The 20,699-nt window shown below is 27.0% G+C and carries 18 protein-coding genes; 7 read left to right on the forward strand and 11 right to left on the reverse strand.

What is annotated here, in order from left to right:
* Positions 1–16: 16 nt before the first annotated feature.
* The 8 genes from SCHIN_RS04170 to dcm (SCHIN_RS04210) all read right to left on the reverse strand — a co-directional run bounded on the left by SCHIN_RS04170 (position 17) and on the right by dcm (SCHIN_RS04210) (position 11,357).
* On the reverse strand, positions 17–1,177 hold the full coding sequence (locus SCHIN_RS04170; RefSeq protein ID WP_166508383.1) for a protein NO VEIN domain-containing protein: 1,161 nt from the start codon (positions 1,175–1,177) through the stop codon (positions 17–19).
* Between the two features lie 2 nt (positions 1,178–1,179).
* Positions 1,180–2,490, reverse strand: a complete 1,311-nt coding sequence (gene dcm, locus SCHIN_RS04175; RefSeq protein ID WP_166508384.1) for a DNA (cytosine-5-)-methyltransferase — start codon at positions 2,488–2,490, stop codon at positions 1,180–1,182.
* A gap of 120 nt (positions 2,491–2,610) precedes the next feature.
* The gene (locus tag SCHIN_RS04180) at positions 2,611–3,735 is read right to left on the reverse strand and encodes an MAG4270 family putative restriction endonuclease (RefSeq protein WP_166508385.1); all 1,125 of its coding nucleotides are present in this window, start codon (positions 3,733–3,735) and stop codon (positions 2,611–2,613) included.
* Positions 3,728–4,873 (reverse strand): DNA (cytosine-5-)-methyltransferase, encoded by a 1,146-nt coding sequence (gene dcm / locus SCHIN_RS06320; protein ID WP_208057179.1) that lies wholly within the window; start codon positions 4,871–4,873, stop codon positions 3,728–3,730. Before dcm (SCHIN_RS06320) ends, SCHIN_RS04180 begins: the two co-directional genes overlap by 8 nt.
* A gap of 257 nt (positions 4,874–5,130) precedes the next feature.
* The gene (locus tag SCHIN_RS04195; RefSeq protein ID WP_166508386.1) at positions 5,131–7,263 is read right to left on the reverse strand and encodes a Z1 domain-containing protein; all 2,133 of its coding nucleotides are present in this window, start codon (positions 7,261–7,263) and stop codon (positions 5,131–5,133) included.
* 3 nt (positions 7,264–7,266) lie between these two features.
* Positions 7,267–8,913 carry an ATP-binding protein gene (locus SCHIN_RS04200; protein ID WP_166508387.1) on the reverse strand — a complete coding sequence of 549 codons (1,647 nt, stop codon included), beginning with the start codon at positions 8,911–8,913 and terminating at the stop codon, positions 7,267–7,269.
* Entirely contained in the window at positions 8,906–10,009 is a 1,104-nt protein-coding gene (locus SCHIN_RS04205; protein WP_166508388.1) for an HNH endonuclease, read from the reverse strand. The genes SCHIN_RS04200 and SCHIN_RS04205 overlap by 8 nt, the downstream gene beginning before the upstream one ends.
* A gap of 43 nt (positions 10,010–10,052) precedes the next feature.
* A complete protein-coding gene (gene dcm / locus SCHIN_RS04210) occupies positions 10,053–11,357 on the reverse strand; it encodes a DNA (cytosine-5-)-methyltransferase (protein WP_166508389.1) in 1,305 nt (434 codons plus the stop codon).
* A gap of 192 nt (positions 11,358–11,549) precedes the next feature.
* Between dcm (SCHIN_RS04210) and SCHIN_RS04215 the strand changes: the two genes are divergently transcribed.
* Together SCHIN_RS04215 and SCHIN_RS04220 are read left to right on the forward strand one after the other, a co-directional pair.
* Positions 11,550–12,284 carry an ABC transporter ATP-binding protein gene (locus SCHIN_RS04215; RefSeq protein ID WP_166508390.1) on the forward strand — a complete coding sequence of 245 codons (735 nt, stop codon included), beginning with the start codon at positions 11,550–11,552 and terminating at the stop codon, positions 12,282–12,284.
* Positions 12,277–14,025, forward strand: a complete 1,749-nt coding sequence (locus SCHIN_RS04220; RefSeq protein WP_166508391.1) for a hypothetical protein — start codon at positions 12,277–12,279, stop codon at positions 14,023–14,025. Before SCHIN_RS04215 ends, SCHIN_RS04220 begins: the two co-directional genes overlap by 8 nt.
* A 33-nt stretch (positions 14,026–14,058) precedes the next feature.
* Here SCHIN_RS04220 and SCHIN_RS04225 read toward each other — a convergent pair whose 3' ends face one another.
* Positions 14,059–14,283, reverse strand: coding sequence for a hypothetical protein (locus SCHIN_RS04225; RefSeq protein WP_166508392.1), 225 nt, complete (start codon positions 14,281–14,283; stop codon positions 14,059–14,061).
* Positions 14,284–14,400: 117 nt separating this feature from the next.
* Between SCHIN_RS04225 and SCHIN_RS04230 the strand changes: the two genes are divergently transcribed.
* On the forward strand, positions 14,401–14,670 hold the full coding sequence (locus SCHIN_RS04230) for a hypothetical protein (RefSeq protein ID WP_166508393.1): 270 nt from the start codon (positions 14,401–14,403) through the stop codon (positions 14,668–14,670).
* A gap of 48 nt (positions 14,671–14,718) precedes the next feature.
* On the opposite strand, the gene SCHIN_RS04235 is transcribed toward SCHIN_RS04230, so the two are convergent.
* Together SCHIN_RS04235 and SCHIN_RS04240 are read right to left on the reverse strand one after the other, a co-directional pair.
* Positions 14,719–15,495 (reverse strand): hypothetical protein, encoded by a 777-nt coding sequence (locus SCHIN_RS04235; RefSeq protein WP_166508394.1) that lies wholly within the window; start codon positions 15,493–15,495, stop codon positions 14,719–14,721.
* A 90-nt stretch (positions 15,496–15,585) separates the two neighbouring features.
* Positions 15,586–15,963, reverse strand: coding sequence for a hypothetical protein (locus tag SCHIN_RS04240; protein WP_166508395.1), 378 nt, complete (start codon positions 15,961–15,963; stop codon positions 15,586–15,588).
* Between the two features lie 314 nt (positions 15,964–16,277).
* On the opposite strand from SCHIN_RS04240, the gene lplA reads away from it, so the two are divergent.
* The 4 genes from lplA to SCHIN_RS04260 are packed head-to-tail and all read left to right on the forward strand — an operon-like array spanning position 16,278 to position 20,688.
* Positions 16,278–17,273, forward strand: a complete 996-nt coding sequence (gene lplA, locus SCHIN_RS04245) for a lipoate--protein ligase (protein WP_166508396.1) — start codon at positions 16,278–16,280, stop codon at positions 17,271–17,273.
* 15 nt (positions 17,274–17,288) lie between these two features.
* Positions 17,289–18,398, forward strand: coding sequence for a pyruvate dehydrogenase (acetyl-transferring) E1 component subunit alpha (gene pdhA, locus SCHIN_RS04250; protein WP_166508397.1), 1,110 nt, complete (start codon positions 17,289–17,291; stop codon positions 18,396–18,398).
* Positions 18,398–19,387 carry an alpha-ketoacid dehydrogenase subunit beta gene (locus SCHIN_RS04255; protein ID WP_166508398.1) on the forward strand — a complete coding sequence of 330 codons (990 nt, stop codon included), beginning with the start codon at positions 18,398–18,400 and terminating at the stop codon, positions 19,385–19,387. The genes pdhA and SCHIN_RS04255 overlap by 1 nt, the downstream gene beginning before the upstream one ends.
* Positions 19,388–19,392: 5 nt before the next feature.
* Positions 19,393–20,688 carry a dihydrolipoamide acetyltransferase family protein gene (locus tag SCHIN_RS04260; RefSeq protein WP_166508399.1) on the forward strand — a complete coding sequence of 432 codons (1,296 nt, stop codon included), beginning with the start codon at positions 19,393–19,395 and terminating at the stop codon, positions 20,686–20,688.
* Positions 20,689–20,699 lie beyond the last annotated feature (11 nt).

Genomic DNA, 20,699 nt, shown 5'->3' on the forward strand with positions numbered 1-20,699 from the left:
ATTACAAATAAATTGTTTATAGTTCCCTAACCCAATAACCTCTAGATTTCATATCAAATTTCTCTTGAAAATCTTGAAAATTATAAAAATTAATTTTTAAATCCTTAAATAATTCAAAATTAGGTTTAGAATGAGTTAAATCCACAACATTGGGGTCAATATTTTTTATTGTACATAAAAAATAGTAGTCTTTATATTCCTTCATACATTCAAACTCATTATCTGAAATAATGAACTTTTCTTTATCATCCTTTGACATACTAGATTTAACTTCAAATAAATTATAATTATCAACTCTAAAATCGTATGGACTGGTTTTTTTAATTTGACTCTCTCATTTAAATTCTTCAAATTTTAAAGACCTTACCTTAGATATATCTGTAAATTTTTTAAGTTTATTAAAGTTCTTTAAAAAAATACTGAATAAGTATTCACCCAGAAATCCAATTGTTTCATTTATAGTTTTTTCGATAGTACCCTCATCTATAGTTACTTTTTCATCATTTTTATCACCAAATAGTACATTCAAAAAAGGCATTAACTCTCTATTAGAATTAGCAGCACCTTCAAATGACTTAGTTTCGGTAGTTTTCTTCTTTTTAAATTCTTCTACTATCAATAAAATATTTGCTTTTTCTTTTTTATCAGTCTCTTTATTTAAAGAGTAAAACAGATATAAAGTGAACAATAAATCATAACAAGCTCTAATCATAAAAATATTTTCTTTACTTTTAGCAAAACTTGTAATGCAATTCCAAAGATAATCCATATTGCCGCAAAAATATTCTATAAAATTATTTGAATTTTTAAATTTATCAGAAAATTTAAAAACAATATTGTTATTCACTCATTGCTTACCAAAATCTATTGCTGTATTAAATACAAAATCATTTGGTTTTTCAATACATCCAAAAAGCAAAAGAACCCTCAAATACTGACTTCATGCAGATCAGGAAAGTTGTTCATTGAATCCTTTTACAATTATAGTGCATCCCTTTTCATTGATTTCTTTACCTGTAATTTTTATAACCTCTAATTCTGATAAATTATAACTTTTAAATTTTTTAAACATAGAAGTCAATGATGTATCTATATTTCATCATTTACAAGAATAATTGTCATCTAACCCATTGTTCTTCAATCACTTTTTAAAATTCATTACATTTGTTATATTCATGATTACACTTCCTTAATTAAATTAAATATTGCAAGTAAGACATTTACAACTATTGAGTTACCAGCTTGTCTATACTTAACCTCACGTCTTATTAATCCTGATTTATAAATTTTATCTACATCTTGATTTTCAAAACCCATCATCAGATATGCTTCTCTTGGAGTTAAAAATCTATAATTAGCTTTCCTTTTTTCTTCAATTTTTAAATTTTCCAACTTGGTATTTTTTAAATCAATTATGCCAGCGTTGGGGTTCCTATCCTGTTTGGTGGTAAGAGTACTGCAATAATTTAAAAAATATCCATTTTTGAATTTATGGTAGATTTTTGTAAATTTATTTTCACAACTTTCTTTTTTTTCTTTTCTTAGCGTAAATAAAACTCTATTTTCAAAATACATTCTTTCCCTACTTGGAGTTCTATTCGGTATAGACTCCAACGCCTCATCTCTTATTGTTTTATCTTCATAATTTAACTTTAAAACACGTTCCATTGTCTTTTTTCTACCTAAAATTTCCGATATATCTTTTGGTTTGTTATTAGAAACTATTTTTCCTACAGAAAAATATGTATCTTCAAATGTTATATTTTTAGGTCTTAAAATACTTAAAGCATACACTCTTTCTCTTGATTGGGGGATTCCATAATCTTTCGAATTTAAAATATAAGTTTGAGTATTAAAACCAATACCATTTAGAAAAGAAATCCATTCAATATAATCATTCTTGTGTTTATCAGAAATCATATTTTTTACATTCTCCAATAGCAAATATTTTGGTAATTTATTGATTGAATTTAACTCTTTTAATAGTCTTTCAACCTCCCAAAGTAAACCACTTCGTGTTCCTGAACCTTTAGCCATTCCTTGATTAAAACCATGGAAACTTCCTGCAACCGATAAATCTTGGCAAGGGAATGAATAAGTTAAAAGATCAAACTCACCTATTTCGTCTATTAATCTTTGGCCATTAATTTCCACAATACTACCTTGGTTTTTAGAGTTCTTATAAGAACTATACAACATTTCTCTTGTGTGCCTTGAAAACCTAGATAAATTTTTGTTATTTATAGGTTCTTTAGAATTATTTGAGTGGGTGAATTTTTTTAAGAAATCTTCAATTTCAATATCAGCCAATTCTTTAGCAATGTTTTCGTTATTGTGATGAATTGCATTGTAAGAAATATTCGCTCATATATCTCACTCGCTTGTCCCTACAACCTCATAGTCTAAAATGTTGTTTCTCTTTAGTATTTCAAAAGCTTTGTGTTGAGCTCCGATTCCTGCAAACGTCTCAAAAATTCTTATTTTTTTCATATATTTACTCCTAAAAGTAATTCTAATTTTTTTTTTTTTTTTATTGCAAGTGTAATATGTGATTAATTAAAGAAAAAAATTAAAATAAAAAAAGCAACTTAAGTTGCTTTCGTAAAGTATCTAAAAAACATTTGTTGTTTTATTTCTCATTTCAAAATAATAATTTTTTTTGTCACTAAAAAAAGGTCTTTGTATCACCAAATAATTATTCAACAACCCTAATTCTTTAATTCTTTTCCCCTCATCATTTACCACTTTTAATACCCCATTCACATAAGTAAATGTATGTTTATCGAATTTTCTGTGCAGCTCTTCTGGTAATGGGATAAAATTCTCTGGATCTGAAATCATTGCCAAATATTTATTACACTCATTTACATTATTTGTATATAAACATTCTTCTATTTTATCTCTTAGCATATAATACTCATATATATGACACTTTTGATAATTTCAATTATCGTTTCAAGAAAAACCAAAAGGACAAGGAATATTTTGACCAGTGTAATATCGAATAATATTAGTACTATATTTATTTCTTTCATTTCTAGCTATTTTTTCAGCTTCTTTTTCATAATCACAATATTTTTTATAATAATCCTTAACTTGTTCCATATAAATTTTAAATTGACCTGAATCCTTGCTCTCTTGCATAAAAATAAATAGTTTTTTTATGACTTCATTTAAATTTGTGAATTCTTCCAAACTAATTTTTTTCGCATTTATCTCATATAAATCAAAATAATTTGGTCTCTTTGAGATTAAATCACCTATTAAAACAGCAAAGTTTTTTATATTTCCACTATAATCAAGTATCATTTCAGCACTTCAGGGATTTTTAACCTCCCCAGAAGGATTACTACCTTTCAATACAGTCAAAATATTTTTAATTGTAGACCTATATTTATTTCTATTATTTAAAAATTCATTAACAATTTCAATTTCATTAGAATTCAAATGACGAATTTCATTATGATTTTGGTTTTTTCTTGGAATTTGTTTTAGATTTAATTCTTCGAAAAGTTTTTCTCTAATTTTAAATATATCCTTTTTTCCATCAAATCAACTTGGGGTAGTGCTTAAATCTAACCATAGTTCATGAAATGTAATTTTTCAATCTTTAATGATTCCAAATTTGTTAGAGATTATTTTTAACACTCCTTTGAATTTGGCTGAATTTGTTGCAGAAAAATTCCTCCTAATTATAGGCAACTCTACAACATACAAATCACTTTGTTTACTCATTACTATCTATCCTTTCAAAAATAGCTTTCAAAACTTCTATTGAAATTGAATTTCCACAAACAAAAATTTTTTGTGTGTCTGTTAAAAATTCAAACTCATCAATCTTTTTATAGTCTTCATCATCAAAACCCATATACCTGAATGACTCTAGTGGACTCATTCTTCTAATAAATCCTTTATCATAAATTTTAATTCTTGAATTTGCTCCGCTTGCTGTTAAAGTTGGACCTGTAAAGTCAGGATCATACACATATGCTTCAGAGTTGAATTTTGTATAATTTATTAAACTGCATTTTTTAATATTTGATTTTGTAAGAGAAAATTCAGAAAAATCATATTTTTCTAAATTAGTCATAATAAATTTATCTTCTACATTCTTTTCTAAAATATCGTTTAATTTTCCAGGTTTACTTTTTCCGACAGGTAATTCTATTTTTTTATTTCTAGAAGAAATCATAAAAACTCTTCTTCTTGCTTGAGGAGATCCAAAGTCTGCAGCATTTAATATTCCAATAGAATTTTTATAACCCATGTTTTCAAGTTTAATTAATCATTCTTTCAATTCTAATTCATTTGTTTTATTTAGCAAGGCTGGGACATTTTCCATGAGAAGAATTTTAGGCAAATTATTTTTAGGTGTATTATCTATAGCTTTTTCAATCTCTCACAATAACCCAGATCTTGTCCCTGAATTCTTTTTCATACCTTTTTGTATCCCTTGTTGTGATAAATCTTGACAAGGAAAAGAATAAGTTAAAATATCAATAGATTCTAAGGTTCTTTCATGTAAAGTTCTAACATCAAAAATGTTACCTTCTTCTTCAGATTTTTTAACAGCAGAATATATAACATTCAAGATATCTTGACTTTTTCGATTTCAAAAATTTTTTGAAACTGGTTTTTTAGAATCTCAAGATAAGCACTTAGAATTCAAATAATCTATCACTTCATCCCTGGGAACATTGTCTAGAACATTTTTTTTAGAAAAATCATTATTTATAATTTGATACATTACAATTGCTGGTACATATCACTCTGCTAATCCTGCAATCTCAAAATTATTACCAACAACACTTTTTAAAGCTCTTCTTTGTGAACCTATACCTGCAAAAGCTTCAAATAGTCGAATTTTTTTCATTTACTTTTCTCCTAAAAGTAATTCTATTGTTTTTTTTTTTTTTTTTACAAGACCCTTTTTAAAGAAAACGCAAAAAAAACATGAATTATTATTATAATTCATGTTTAAATTTTGTTATTGCTTTTACTTTCAAAACCTTATTAAACAGAAAGTTGAAAAGTAATTATTTTAAAAAATCAGTGATAATTTTAAATATAGAATATTGTAAATACTTATATTTATTCTAATCTATAAAGTGAGAAAGTGAAAATTATACTTTAACCCCTTGTTATACCTTTTACTTTATAATTCGGAAAAAATACAGAATATGCAATAGCATCTTCCTCAATTATTTCTCCTTCTCTCTTATAATTAAAATTATAAACCTGGATTATAACCTTATTCTTATTTTCACTATAGTAATCAATTTTTGAATCACCAAAGTATTGTGTTTCATCATTATAATCCACATCTTTATTAGCTCCTGATGCATGAATTGTGAAACGTTGCTTTTCAGAAACAGAACGAAATGGTTTGTCTCTATTTTGTGGCTTCATCAGAATAACTCTTACTGGAAATTCCTTAAAGTTAGCTTCCGCTATTTCATATCTTGATTCTAAATTAATTTTTTTAAATATATAACTAGAAATATTTGATTCTTTTGTAAACTCTGTCAAGCTTTCATAATCTTTATATTCAAATCTTCTGCCACCGAGTTCAATATTTTTAGATTGTTCTTCTACATTTTTATAGAACATTCTTTCTATTTCTTTTGTTGGATGTACCATATTTTGGTTTAATCAAGAAAAGATTCCAACTGGTTTATAGTTGGCAACATTTGGTCTAGTTATTTTTAAAGTTTCATCATCTAGTGAAAAGAAAATGGAATTCATAAAACCTTCTACAGAAAGTTCTCCTGTTTCAATTCTATCTAACTTTTCTCAAAGATCATTTTCCAAAACTGAAATATCAAAAAATTCTTTAATAAGTCTTTCTATTATAAAAATTTTCATATATTTAAGAGTTTTTCCTCTATATCCAAATCATCTTGCTCTTTGCAAAATTGTATCTGCTTGATTTTTAGATTTAGCTGTTCTTGTCATATATGTTACTAAAAGATTTTTTAAAGTAATTCCTCTTCCAAGAAGATTAGAACCAATGTAAATTCTGAACCTTTGTTGTTTATTTTCACCGAAACGATCACCTTTGCTGTTTATTGAAAAGGCTCTTGTGTCTTCTATTATACCCAAAAAATCTTCTATAAATGCGCAATCCTTAGGATTGCTTTCATCAAGCTTTCTATTGTTAATCATTTCAAAACCAAGATTAATAAATTCATGATATGTTTTTTTCATTATAGAATTTGGGTCTTCTTCTAATTCTTCTGCAATTTCTACAATTTTATCTAAATAAATTCTTATTTTTTCTTTAAATTCATCATGATATCCAGTTTCTCTATCGGTATTTATAAGCATTTCAAAATATTTATTTTTTGATTCTTCATTAATAAGACTTAAAGAAGCACACAAAAAATAACTTAAAGCTTTTTCTAAAGAAGGATTTATATCCTTGTTTTTAAATTGTTTTTCATCTAATGAATATAAATTTTCAAGTTCGTGCTCAGGAATTTCAACTAAGTATTTATCCGAATCTTCTCCATGAAAAGTTTCTAAACCACAGTAACCTTTTCCTGGTTTTGTTGTTCTAACAAATTTTGGAGATAATTCATCATTCTGTTGAATCAACATGTTTGCATATGGAGTCGCTGTTACAGAAAGATATGAAAATTGTTCAATTTGATCTTTAATATCAGAAATTTTTTGATTTCACTTTGTTCTTGGTTCCTTGTTTGTATTTGCATTTCCATCTAAAGTACCTTGATCACCTTCATCATCAATTATAAGTATTCTTTTATCTTTAAAAATATCTTTATAATATGTAAGAATTGATTCTAAATTTGATAGGTGATTAATGTTTTTTAATACTGTAATTATGCTTTTTTTATCTTTTGATGAACTTAAAAATCTTCTATTACTTTCAACCCAGTCAGCTTTCCTATCAGCACCAAATTCATCAGAACTAAATATCCCACTAATTCTTCTTTTATTATTTTTAACATCCGAATACACTTCAGACACCCTATCTTTATTTTGACTCAACAATTCATTGTCAACTCCACCAATTAAAAATACGATATCATACATATCAGAATCAAAAGCTTCTGCAATTAAACCAAGAAAATTAGAGGTTTTACCTGATTGAACTTTTCCAACTATTATCCCAGTTTTACAGTTTGGTTTACCATCTTCTAATGTATCTTGTAAAATTTTTTTAGATTTACTTAAAATTTCATTTACTGCTGCCGCTCCAATTTCTGGTGTGTAAATTTCTATGAATCTATTTCTAAACATATTTTAATCCTCCAAAAGATATTCGTTAATTTTGTTGGTAATAAGTAGAGGGTCTACTTTTCCATCTAATGATCTTGTTTTTAAATCTAATATTGCCGAAGCATAAGCTAATGAAAATTTTTTCATAAAAATTATAAATTCAGGTTCTTGAGCAAAAGGTTTTAAAAACTTGTGTTCTACAAATAAAGTAATTGAAAATAAACCTTTACTCTCGTTGATTATTGAAATAGTTATTCAATTTTTTGGATTAACTTTTTCAGAAACAAAGTAAGCAAAACTTAATTCGTTATCTCCACTTTTATTAGTTATAACAGTATCCATAATGTTTGTATCTTTTTTATCACCATTATTGTCGTTTTTAATTGCAGTTATCAATTCTGAAGGAATTTCTGTTCCTTCATTATAATCTTTAATTACTTCTTCTACAGTTTTAACCTCTGAAGTTTTAAGCATTTTTTTAATTTCTTCATTTGCTTCTTTATTAAGTTTTGTATTAACTTTCTTAGCTCCTGATTCGTCAGACTTTCTTAATTGTGTTGCTCAAATTTTAAATCTTCCCACTTTTCTGTTTAAAAAATCTATAAAAGCATCTTCTAAACCATCATCTCAACTAAAACCATCTTTAGCTTGATTTACCGGGAAACTGTCTACATCAATTTCTCCATAAAGTCTTTGATAAACAAAAGAAGAAGCATCTCCAAAGATTTCTCTTGGTCTATAATTATCTTCATAACCACCGATGATTGCTCTATTTCTTCTAAATAATGTAAATCCAGCTTCCTTACGACTACCCACATCTCTAATTCCTACCAAAAATTTCACTAAGTGAGTTTCTCCTGCAAATTCAAAACTATCTTCAAAAGTTCCCACACATAGAGTTTCGTTATGAATTCCAGTTACTTGACCAGGTAGAATAGTTCTTGGTTTTACCTGAGTAAATTTAACTGCTGGAACTTTTTGCAAACTTTCAAATACATTACCTTCAAAGTCACATCATACTCCATCTTTATTCTCAGCAAAAACTATCTGAATATTATTATTTCTTATATCTCTTCTATACATACCTGTAATCATTTTAGCAACAGTTTGTTTTTGTTTTTTTGTTGCAAATGGTTTTAATAGATCTTCTAGAACCAATTCTGTATAGTGAGCTGTTGCTTCCACTTCTGAAGTTTTTATAGGTAAAGTGCTTGGATTACTTCTTTTTAATTCTTCAATATCCATTGTAACTGCATATTCTTTATTTGAACCCAATTGAGTAGATCTAATTGTTCATTTTTTACTGAATCAAGTTGCAGCTGTTTTCAAACCCATACCAAACTCATTTCTTCCTCCTTTTTTCACTGGAGGATTACCTAACACAACAGCTCTTTTAAAATTTTCAATTTCCATACCGTATGCATTGTCTCTAATTTTGATAATAGAATTACTTTTATCATGACTATAAAGAACATAAATTTTAAGTTTGTAATCTTTACCATTCTTTTTATAAAATTCTTTTAACTCTTCTTCATGCTCAAAATAACTTGCAGTTGAATTATCAACAAATTCAGCAAGTGCATAAGTTGGTTTGTAACTTAATCTTTGATAAGTTGCATATATACTAGACTCTGGTCTAATATCTATCTCATTAATATTGTTGTTACTCATTTTCTTCTAACTCTTTTCTATATACTTGTAAATAAATTTCTTTTAGTTTTTCTAAAGAATATTCAGGATAGACTTTTAAAAAATCTTCATTTACAACTTTTTTTGCTATAAATTCAACCATTTTACCTTGTTCTTCTTCATTAGATAAGTGTATCATTTTATGACACAAAGGACATAATGAAACCAAGTTAATCTTACTATCTAATGTTTTTTTAAATTTTTTTTGCACTTTTAAGTGATAAGGGATGAAATGATGAACATCAAAATACATTATATCTAAACCATTCTTTATAAAAGTTTGTTTTTTTAAACAATTAATACACTCTTGATAATTTTTGAGATGTTCTTCTACTATCTTTTGATTTCTAATAAGTTTGTTTTTATGTATTAAATCAGTAATGTTCTTGTCATTAAAATCTTCAACTTTTAAATCACTTAAATCTGTTTCTACAAAATCGAATAACACATCTAAATCATTAAATGAAGTTAGTTGATTTTTTCCATTATAGTTAATTCTTGAATCCAGTTCTTTTATAATTTTTTTCAAATCTTTTGTCTTGTAATTATATTTTTCATCAATAGTTGCTTCGTTTTTACCAAAAGCAATTTCTTCAACTTCTTGGAAAGTAGAAATTCAATATGAAGAGTATGATTCACCATCATATCGTGTCAAAAAATCGTATAAATTTGCAGTTAAAGAGACTATATATTCTTCTCCTATAGAAAGCACTCCCAATGCAAAAATCATAGTATCCTTAACTAAAAATTTTTTGTATAGTTGAAGCCTTTTGTTATCATCATTATCATTTCCAGAATTTTTTATTTGTAAAAAATAAACTATTATGTCTTTGTCATCTTTTTTAAATCTAATAAATTTTTTGTTATTCTTTTTTTTATTGGATAATGCTGAATTACTACCATCTAAAAAAATTTCAGAGGGTTTTATTTCTTTGTATATTAGTTTTTCAGCTTCTGTTACAAATTCATCATAATGGATTTGTAACTTATCAAATTCATTATGATTCATCATTTTAATTTCACCGTTAACTATATTTCTGTAAAGTTTTTCATTATTTTTTTTAACTGTGTCACTCATAATTACTCCTCAATAGTAATATTTTATAATAAAAAAAACACTGCTACAGTGTTTTTTTATCTATTTTCAATAATTCTTCTTGAATATAAGAAACTACTTTAACATTTACAGAATTACCAAATTGTTTATAACTGAAAAAATCTTTTCTATCTTCGCTAATTTCATTAAAAATTCTATAATTTTTTGGAAAACTTTGTAAATTAGCAGTTTCTCTTGGCGTTAAGTGTCTCCACCCTTTTTTGTTATCATCAAATATTATAGGTATTTGAACCATAGCCACTAATGTAGGAAACTTTGTCGGTCTTCTACATCTTATTCCGCTTTGTCTTAACTGTATAAAAGATTTTCTAATATCATTAATATCTTTACCAGCTTGTCATTCAAATTTTAATTCTCTTTTTTTTCAATTATGTACCTCATATTTGATTAACCATTGATCGATGAAATCTTTATTATTTTTATAAATATTTCTCATATCTATAATATATTTTTTTCTTCATTCCGCTCAATCCGAAGGTATTCTATAACTTTTATTTAACTCATTAGCCCAAATAACAGGCAAAGTTCTACCTTCTGGTTTTTTTACATTAATTAAAAATTCATTTCATGCATCAAAAACATCAAGTAAATATTGATTTTTCGGATCTGATGCTAAGAAATATTTTTCATCCACATCTGATTCCAAGAATTTTTCTTTTATAAAACTAACTATTTCATTAGCGTTCATATTTGAGAGTGGATTCATTTTTTTTCTGTCTTCTAAAGAAATATGTAAAAACTCAGTCTTGGCCTTTTCCGGACCCACATAAATACCAGGTATAAAGACTCTGTATCTTTCCTGAGGAATTCCAAATTCATGTGGTGATAAAATTAATGGATTTTCAGGTATTAAATAACCTATTTCTCTTAATTTATCATTAATTATTTTTCATGTTTTACCGTTATCATGATTAACAAGGTGTTTTACATTTTCCAACAATATATATCTTGGAGTTCTCTTACTTAAAATATTTGCAATGTCAAAAAACAGAGTTCCTCTAATTTCATCTAGAAAACCTCTTTTTTTACCAGCATTAGAAAATGTTTGACAAGGGAAACCTGCGAATAAAAAATCGTGTTCAGGTACGTTTGTAGCTTCTTCATCAACATCTCTAATATTTATAATGTTTTTATCGCTTATATTAAAGTTATTAGTATATGTTTTTATAGCGTATTCGTCAATTTCAGATACAAATACACATTCAGTTGTCATATTCATATCGTTTGCTACTTTATTTATTGCATTATGGAATCCACCTATTCCGGCAAATAAATCAACAAACCTGATTTTACCGTTATTTTTTTTCATTTCCTACCTCTAATTTCTTTAATAATTATATATTAATTTTTTATAATAGCTACATTATTACTATCGTAATTTTTTTTAAAAAAATGTACACTTTTTTTAATTTTTTTTAATTTTTTTTAATTTTTTTGAAAATGTGTCTTAATTTGACTATCATAAACCTTTAACATAAAATAATTGTAGGGGGAATAAAAAATGATAGAAATTAAAAATCTTACAAGGGTTTTTAAGAATGATACAGGTATCAAAAATGTTACTTTTAACATTAATGATGGAGATATCATTGCTTTCGTTGGGGACAACGGAGCTGGGAAAACTACAACAATTAAAGCTATCTTTGATGAACTTAAAGTTACTCAAGGAGAAATCTTAATTGATGGAGAAAACCTATTTAAAAACAACAATCTACAAAAACTGGCTTTCTTTCCAGATACAAACAACATTCCATTGGACATGAAATTAAGTGAATATATCTTATTTTTATGTGCAGCTAACGGGATAGAAAAGCATGAAATTGATAAAAACTTACAAAACGTTTATGAAATGCTACATTTAGAAAAATTCATAAACAAAAGAATTAGAGAACTTTCAGCGGGTTGAAAGAAAAAAGCCATTATGGCAAGTGTTCTTATTAGATCACCAAAATACATTATTTTAGATGAACCAACAGCTAACTTAGATGTTGAGTCAAAAATTGAGTTTATTTCAATTCTAAAAGAATTAAATAAACTTGGAGTTACTATTATGATTACAAGCCATATTATTGAAGAACTTCAAGAAATAGCAAACCACTTAGTGTTAATTAAAGCTGGTGAAATTGTATATGATAAAGCATTTGATAACAAAAAAGAGTTGATTATAGATATTTACAGAAAGTTTATAGACCCAAGAAATGTTGAAGTTGGTCTATTAGAGAAACTTTATGCATAAGGAAATTCAATTAACAACAAAAGAAAATCAACCAACTCTTAAAAGATTAAACATTATATACAGATTAAACTTAAAATTAGCACTTAGAAATAAAGGAATTATAGCAACTGGTTGTGTTTTTGTCTTAATGTCACTATTATTTGTATTCATCATGACATTAATGGGAAAAAACTTAACTGAAAGTTTTGTAAACTTTAACATGATGAAAGGAATCTATTACTTAATTGTAGGATTCTTCTTTACAATTTTTTTAACTTTAATTTCATTCTTCTTTTTCAAAAAACAAAAAGATGATGGAGTTCACAACATAGAACTTAGAGCAGGTATTAAAACTTGAATATCTTACCTATATAGATATTCACAAGCTATTATAATTGCATATATTTATGTAACTATAAACTTATTATTATCTGCAGTTATTGCAGGACCTGCAGGATTGGTAGGAAGCTTATTTTCAAGAGGAATTATGATTATTTGTGCTTTCTACTACTTCTTGCCTTTAGCATACTTTCCAATAGTTGCTTTAGTTACAATGATATGTTCTGCTGCAATTGGTATTTTATTTAATATCCTAATTGCTTTATGTGTATTTTTCTACCCCTTCACTATGGGATTGACACAATCAATTGTAAGTGGTGAAGAAAAAGGAGAAAGTATTTCAAGATTAAATCTTGGACTTTCAGCTGGAGCTGAATTTTACAATACTTTTAAAGATGATGTAAATCTTAAAAATATTTTTACAGACAAAGAATATGCTGAAAAAATCAGTACTTTAAGTAGTGGTTCTGGAAAAGGAATTTGAGGTAAAAATTTATATGCTGGTCAAATAAACTATAGCCTTTCAAATCCAGAAGATAACTTTTACTATGGAACTGAAATATTGAACGTATTTAACAAAATTGAACAACAGTCAAAAAATATATCTTCATATATTGATTATTTAACTTTAAAAAATAAAAATTGAGGTGTTGTAAGTAGTGGTTATAGTTCAAAACCATTTACAATTGACATTAAACCTCAAATAAATAACTTAAAAAAATCATTACCAGAATATGCAAGTTTATTTGACTTTATATATGAAAAATATGCAGTAGAAACTCCTATGTACTTTGCAGGAGTTTCTGGTTCTTATTCATCTGGATACTTTGAAATTTCAAGTAATTTAGATGAACTATTCTCAAGAGCTTCATTAACTTGAAATCAAGAAGAACCAGAAAATAATTTGGATTATTATAAAGAACATCCAGAAGTTATGTTGATCAACGCAGCAATAAGTAATTACTATAGAATATCTGTAAGATCAATTAACGCTGTTGAATACTTAAGTAATTATGATGATTCAAAAGATGTAACTAATGAAGTTTATATACAAAGATATGAAAATTTCTTTAAATCTTCAAATAGATCTGCAAATCTAAACTTCTTAAACAACTTCTTCTTAATTTTCTTTGGTGGAGATAAAGATAAATTCTTTAATGACTATGAAAAAGGTGTAAGTTCATTTATGCACCCTGCAGCACCACTTCACCACTTTAAAACAGAGGTTGTTGAAAAAATTGTCAACAATTATCCAAGTACTCCAACAAACAACAAAACTGATGACATTTCAGTGTTTAATGGGGTAGATACAACTGTTAAAGGTGGATTTAGTATCCCTGGAGCTATAATTGCTTGAATAGCATTTGGAATAGTTTTAGGTTACTTAGACTTACTAGTATTTAACAAAAAATCAAGAATTTAACAAACAAAAAGTAGTTTATATAAACTACTTTTTTTATACCTTTTCATTTTTTTCTTTTACTAAAAATACAATATGTGCTATTGATCAAAGTAGAGTTAATCCTCCACAAACATAAATTCCATTTATTGCACCGTTTACTTTAAAATACATCAATAAAATTGTTGCAAAGAAACCTAAAGCAATTATAGCTATTGTAATTTTTAAAATTAATCCTGGTTTACCTTTAATAGTTACCCTATTATTTCTGTGTCACGCCATACTCTCACCTTTCCATAACTACTATCATTATATACAATATTGTTCATTATATAAGCATCAAAATTAACACTTATGGGGTTTTTTGATTATAATTTATTTAAAGGAATGGGTGAGAGTATGGCGTACAGAAGAAAGTACGATTATAGAATTAGAAGATATCGACGAGGTATGAAAATACCTGGTAAACCAGGACTTTGACTTATAATAACCATGTCAATACTTGGAGCTGCTTTTATTTTTTCAAGTTTATTACAATTTTGAAATAAAACAGCTTCAAACATTGGTTTAATGATTTGTGTTGGATTTTTAGTTATTTGATTAATATTTTATGTATTCTTTTATATTAGACAAATGATTATAAATGCAAAAGCAAAAAACGAGTATTAGAAAAAAACACAAAAAAAATCCTTAAAACATTTAGTTTTAAGGATTTTTTTAAACTAATAAAGCTTTTGCTTGTGGTGATTCGAAATAATCCAAAATAATATAAACAAGGTATTCTGTAATAAAATCTTGAAGAATATCTTCTACCCCAATACTTAAGAAGTTTTCTTTAATTTGTTTTTTTAAACTTTGTTTTTTTGCAAATCCAATTACAGAACCTACTAATCCACCATGATTTTGTGTTTCATTTTGAATAGTTGCATGTTTTGTGTTTTCATTTGCCATTTTTAAAAATTTACCAAATTTATCAACAAACTTGTCTAAATTAACTTTTGCAGGGATTCTTCCTCTTTCAACTAAACTATCTCTTAAAACTCCTAAGAATGCTTCAAAATCAGAATAGTATTGATCTAATTCACTACCTACAAAACCATTTGCTTTAAATACTTCTGAAACTAGATAAACAAAATCTACTTTTTCGAATTTTTCCATTTGACTATAATCTAGTAACATTACTGTAAATCAGCAAACATTTTTAAATAATTTAAAATTTTCTGTTTCTTTTGAAACTTCCATAGTAACTTCAATTACACTTTCGTCCAACTCTATTTCTTTTTCATCTTGTAAGAAATAAGGTAATGACAATTCTTCTACAATTTGAGTTGCTCAATTATACATTTTTTGCAAAAATTTTTCATCATTTTTTAGTGCTTTTGGAAGTGGCCCTTCCCCTATTACAAAATTGTAATCTTTTGTATAAGCTAATACATCATTTATAAAAGTTTTGTAAGGTTTATTTGTTAAAGGTATTTTATTTGTTATATTCATATTTATTCTCCGTTCTTTACAATTATAATATAAAATAACACTTTTTAGAGTCAAAAAAAACCTTAAAACTAAATGTTTTAAGGTTTTTTCTTATAAAGCGAGGTTAATAGTCTGTTTTTTAATTTTTAACTTGTTTACTTTTTTATGTTCTGCAAATTTTACTACAAAATAAATTCAAAAAAAGATAAATGGAGTAAATATTGTTATTGAACTGACAATTACTAAAGTTAAGTAACCTTTTTCAGTTTGATCATATTTGTTAACTTTATAAAAAGCTATAGAAAATATTAATCCCATTAATGCAATACCAATTGAGAAAAATATATATCAATTTCTTGCTATAGCGTTTGATTTAAAGCTTAAATCATCAATAATGACAAACATTGCTCAATAACCAATAATCACTGTCCCGACCAGGAATAATGTCATCCCTACTATACTTGCATTTTTAACACCTTTGTTAAACATTTCTCTTCCCTCATTCAAGAAGAAATAATCAACATATTGATAATTGTTATGCAGCACCCGATATTGCTGCTGTTTTGTCTTTCACTCCTTCTTGTTCTTTCTATAGGTAATATTACCTAATTATTTGCCTTGCCTTATTCTTGTTACAAAATTATTATATCTAATAAAAACCAAAAAGTGTATAATTGGCATAAAATTTTGAAAATTGTAAAAGTAGAAATAAATTTTCAATATTAATAAATTTATTGGAAATTATTACTTTTTTTTATTTAATATGTACTATTAAGGTGTAACAAGAAATTGAGGTGAATAAGATGTTTATTTTTAGAACTAGCAATACAGATCCAAAGTTGAATTTAGCTATTGAAGAATTTTTAACTAAAAACAAAGTTTACAAAGAACCTATTTTATTTTTGTGACAAAACAAAAATACTATAGTTATTGGTAGAAACCAAAATACAGTTGAAGAGGTAAATATAGTCAAAGCAAAAGAAGATAAAGTAACCATTATTAGACGAAATACTGGTGGAGGTGCTGTTTTTCACGATTTAGGTAACCTAAACTTTAGCATTATTTACACAGATGTAAAAAATAATGCTGTAAGCATGTTTGAACAAATGCTTGAACCTATAATTAAAACCTTAAAGGATTTAGGTATAAATGCACAATTTTCAGGAAGAAATGACATTCAAGTAAATGGAAAAAAAATTTCAGGAAATGCTATGTGAAAGTGGAAAGACAGATTTCTTCAACATGGAACAATTTTAGTTAATTCAGATTTAGCTAAAATTGCCAAATATTTAACAGTTGATAGAAGCAAAATTGTATCAAAAAACATTGAATCTATTAGTTCAAGAGTAACCAACATTAACAATGAAAGTGACAAAGAAATTGATGTACAAGAGTTTATAAACTTAATAATAAACACTTACCAATCATTAGATAGTGTAAAAGAGTTAGTACTTAGCAAATCAGACTATGAACTAATTCAAAAAATAAAAGAAGAAAAATATGATACTGAAGAATGAACCTTTAACAAACACTCAACCTTTACCTATAAGAATAAAACAAGACTTGAAGGAAAAGGTTTGGTAGAAGTTCTTTTAGATATCCAAGAAGGTTTAATTAAAAACGCTAAAATTTATGGTGACTTTTTAGGTTTTAAAGGTACTTTAGAATTTGAACAATTACTTTTAAACAAAAAATATTCTCTTGAAGTTTTAAGAGAATGTGTTGAATCAAGTGATATAGAAAATATCTTTGGTAATAACTTTTCTTCTCAAGATATATTAGATTTACTAATACAATAAGGAGGAATTAAATTAATGCAATTTATTGGAAAATACGATCCTTTAAAGAATGAAAAAATACAAATCCTTGATAATCAAGGAAATATAATTAATAACAATATAGAATTTGATATCAGTGATGAAACTTTAATAGAAGCTTATAAAATAATGAACTTATCTCGTAAACAAGATGAGTTTCAAAATATAGTTCAAAGACAAGGAAGACTTTTATCTTTCTTGTCTTCAAGTGGACAAGAAGCTTGTGAAGTTGCATATGCTATGAGCATGGAAAAAGGTGTGGATTGACTTTCACCAGGTTATAGAAACAATGCAGCTTGGTTAGCATCAGGAATTCCTGTTAGAAATATAATGCTTTATTGAACTGGAAATGAGTTTGGAGGCCAATCACCAGAAGGAATTAATGTTTTGCCCCCAAACATCATTATCGGTTCTCAATATTCACAAGCAGCTGGTTTAGCATTTGGAGAAAAATACTTAAATAAAAAGGGAGTCGTTTTAACAACGACTGGTGATGGAGGTATGAGCGAAGGAGAAGTTTATGAATCAATGAACTTTGCCCAACTTCATAACTTACCTGTTATATTTATTTGTGAAAATAACAAGTGAGCTATTTCTACCCCCTATTCTAAATCTACAAAATCTTTAAACATTGCTGTAAAAGCTATTGCATCAGGTACCCCTTCTCTTATAGTTGATGGAAATGATTTTTTAGCTTGCTATGCAGTAATTCAAGAATGTTTAAAATTTTGTAGAGAAGGAAATGGGCCTGTCTTTATAGAATTTGATACTTACAGACTTGGAGCTCATTCCTCTTCTGATAACCCAGATGTTTATAGACCAAAAGATGAATTTGAGAAAGCTAAATTAGACGATCCTTTAACAAGAATGAAAAACTATTTAGTAGAAAAAGGAATTTGAAGTAAGAAAAAACAAGAAGCTTTAGATAGTGAACAATTTGAATTTTTAAAAACTGAATTTGAGTGAGCTGAAAAAAATAAAGACTATCCTGTAAGTGATGTTTTTGATTATATCTATGATCAAAAACCAGATTTTTTAGTCGAACAACTTGCAGAAGCCAAAACATTTTATCCAGATAATGAGAATAAATTTGGAGGTGACAAGTAATGAAAACTTTAAATAATATAAAAGCTGTTAATGAAGCTTTAGACATAGCCATGGAAAAATGAAATGAAGTAATTGTCTTTGGAGAAGATGTTGGTTATGAAGGTGGGGTTTTTAGAGCTACTGAAGGTTTACAAAAAAAATATGGTGAAGAGAGATGTTTTGATGCACCAATTAGTGAAAGTTTATTTATTGGAGCTGCTATCGGAATGGCTATGAATAAATTAAAACCTGTAGTTGAATTACAATTTTTAGAATTAGGAATGGCTTCTTTACAAAACATTTTAGGACACATGGGTAGAGTTAGAAATAGAAGTCGCGGAAAATATCCAGCTCCAATTGTTGTAAGAACTCCAATGGGTGGAGGTATTCGTGCACTTGAATTGCACTCTGGTGCAATTGAAGCTGTCTTTGCACATACTCCAGGAATAAAAGTTATTATTCCTTCAACCCCTTATGATACAAAAGGATTATTATTGGCAGCAATTGAATCAAATGATCCTGTAATTATTTTAGAACCTACAAAATTATATAGAGCTTTCAAACAAGAAGTACCTGAAGGTTATTACACAGTACCAATTGGTGAAGCTGCATATATTTTTGAAGGTAATGATTTAACTATTGTAACTTATGGTTCTCAAACAGTTGATTGTCAAAAAGCTGTTGAAGAATATGAAAGCAAAAATCCAAATGTAACAATTGAATTAATTGATTTAAGAACTATTAAACCTTGAGACAAAAAAATGATTATTGAGTCTGTTAAAAAAACAGGAAGACTTCTTGTAGTACATGAAGCTGTAAAATCTTTTTCTGTTTCTTCAGAAATAATTGCAACAGTAAATGAAGAAGCTTTTGGTTATTTAAAAGCACCACCAATGAGATGTACTGGATATGATATTGTTATTCCTTTAGAGTCAGGAGAAACTTATCACCAACCTACAAAAGAAAAAATTTTAAGCAAAATTAATCAACTTATAGAATACGAGTTTTAAGATTTATGTTTAAAGTAAAATTTGCAGATATTGGTGAAGGACTTACAGAAGGAACAGTACAAGAAATCTATATCAAAATTGGTGATGTTGTAAAAATGGGAGACCCTCTCTTTAATGTAGAAACAGATAAAGTAACTTCAGATATTTTCGCACCAACTGATGGTGCAATATCAAAAATAAATGTAGAACAAGGTTTAGAAATAAAAGTTGGAGATGTAGTTGTAGAAATTGATGATGGAAAAGAAAGTGAAGTATCACAAGACGTTGAAAGTAAAGTTGAAGAAGTTAAAGTTGAAGAAATTAAAGTTGAAGAAGTTAAAGTTGAAGAAGTTAAAGTTGAAGTAGAAAGCGTTTCACCTTCTACTAGCAATGAAAATCAGAATAATTTAGTTTGAGCAACTCCTCTTGCACGTAAAACTGCAAAACAATTAGGAATTGATATTTCACTTGTTACCCCTACTGGTAAAGGTGGAAAAACTTTATTGGCAGATGTTGAAAATTACAACAAAGCTCCTAGTCAGGTTTTTGTAACAAGTACCTTGGAACAAAAACCTCAAAAAGATTATTCAAATCCTTTAATTGATGTACCAAGTTTTGACAACACTTTAACATTCTCTTCAATGCCAATGAATCAAGTAAGAAAAGCTACAATAAAAGCTATGGAAAGATCTCATAGTGAAATTGCTGCATTTACTGGAATGAGAAATTTAAATGTAACAGAACTTGTTAAGTTAAGAACTCAGCTTAAAGAGCATGCAAATAATTTAAATATTAAATTAACTTATTTAGCTTTTATTGTAAAAGCTGTTGCTCTTTGTTTAAAACAGTTTCCAAATATTAATTCAAGAATCAACAAAGAAAAAAATACAACAGATTTTGTAAATCAAATTAATATTGGAATTGCATGTGACACTCCTGAAGGTCTAATGGTTCCAGTAATTAAAGATGCAGATAAATTAAGTGTTTATCAATTAGCTATAAAAATAAATGAACTATCTGTAAAAGCCAAAAATAAATCTCTTTCAATGAAAGAGATTAGTGGAGCTAGTTTTACAGTAACAAACTTTGGATCAGTTGGTTTGGAGTATGCAACTCCAATAATTAACTTCCCTGAATCTGCAATTCTTGGTTTAGGAGTTATAAAAAAAGAACCAGCTGTTAAAAATCAAGAAATAATTATTCAAGACATTATGCCAATTTCAATTTCAGCAGATCACAGAATAATTGATGGAGCAGATGCTGGTAGATTTTTAATTAGTTTAGAAAACTATTTAATTAATCCAGCTACCTTGTTAATTTAGAAAGGAAATAG

It is taken from the genome of Spiroplasma chinense (genome assembly GCF_008086545.1).
Classification (GTDB): domain Bacteria; phylum Bacillota_I; class Bacilli_A; order Mycoplasmatales; family Mycoplasmataceae; genus Spiroplasma_A; species Spiroplasma_A chinense.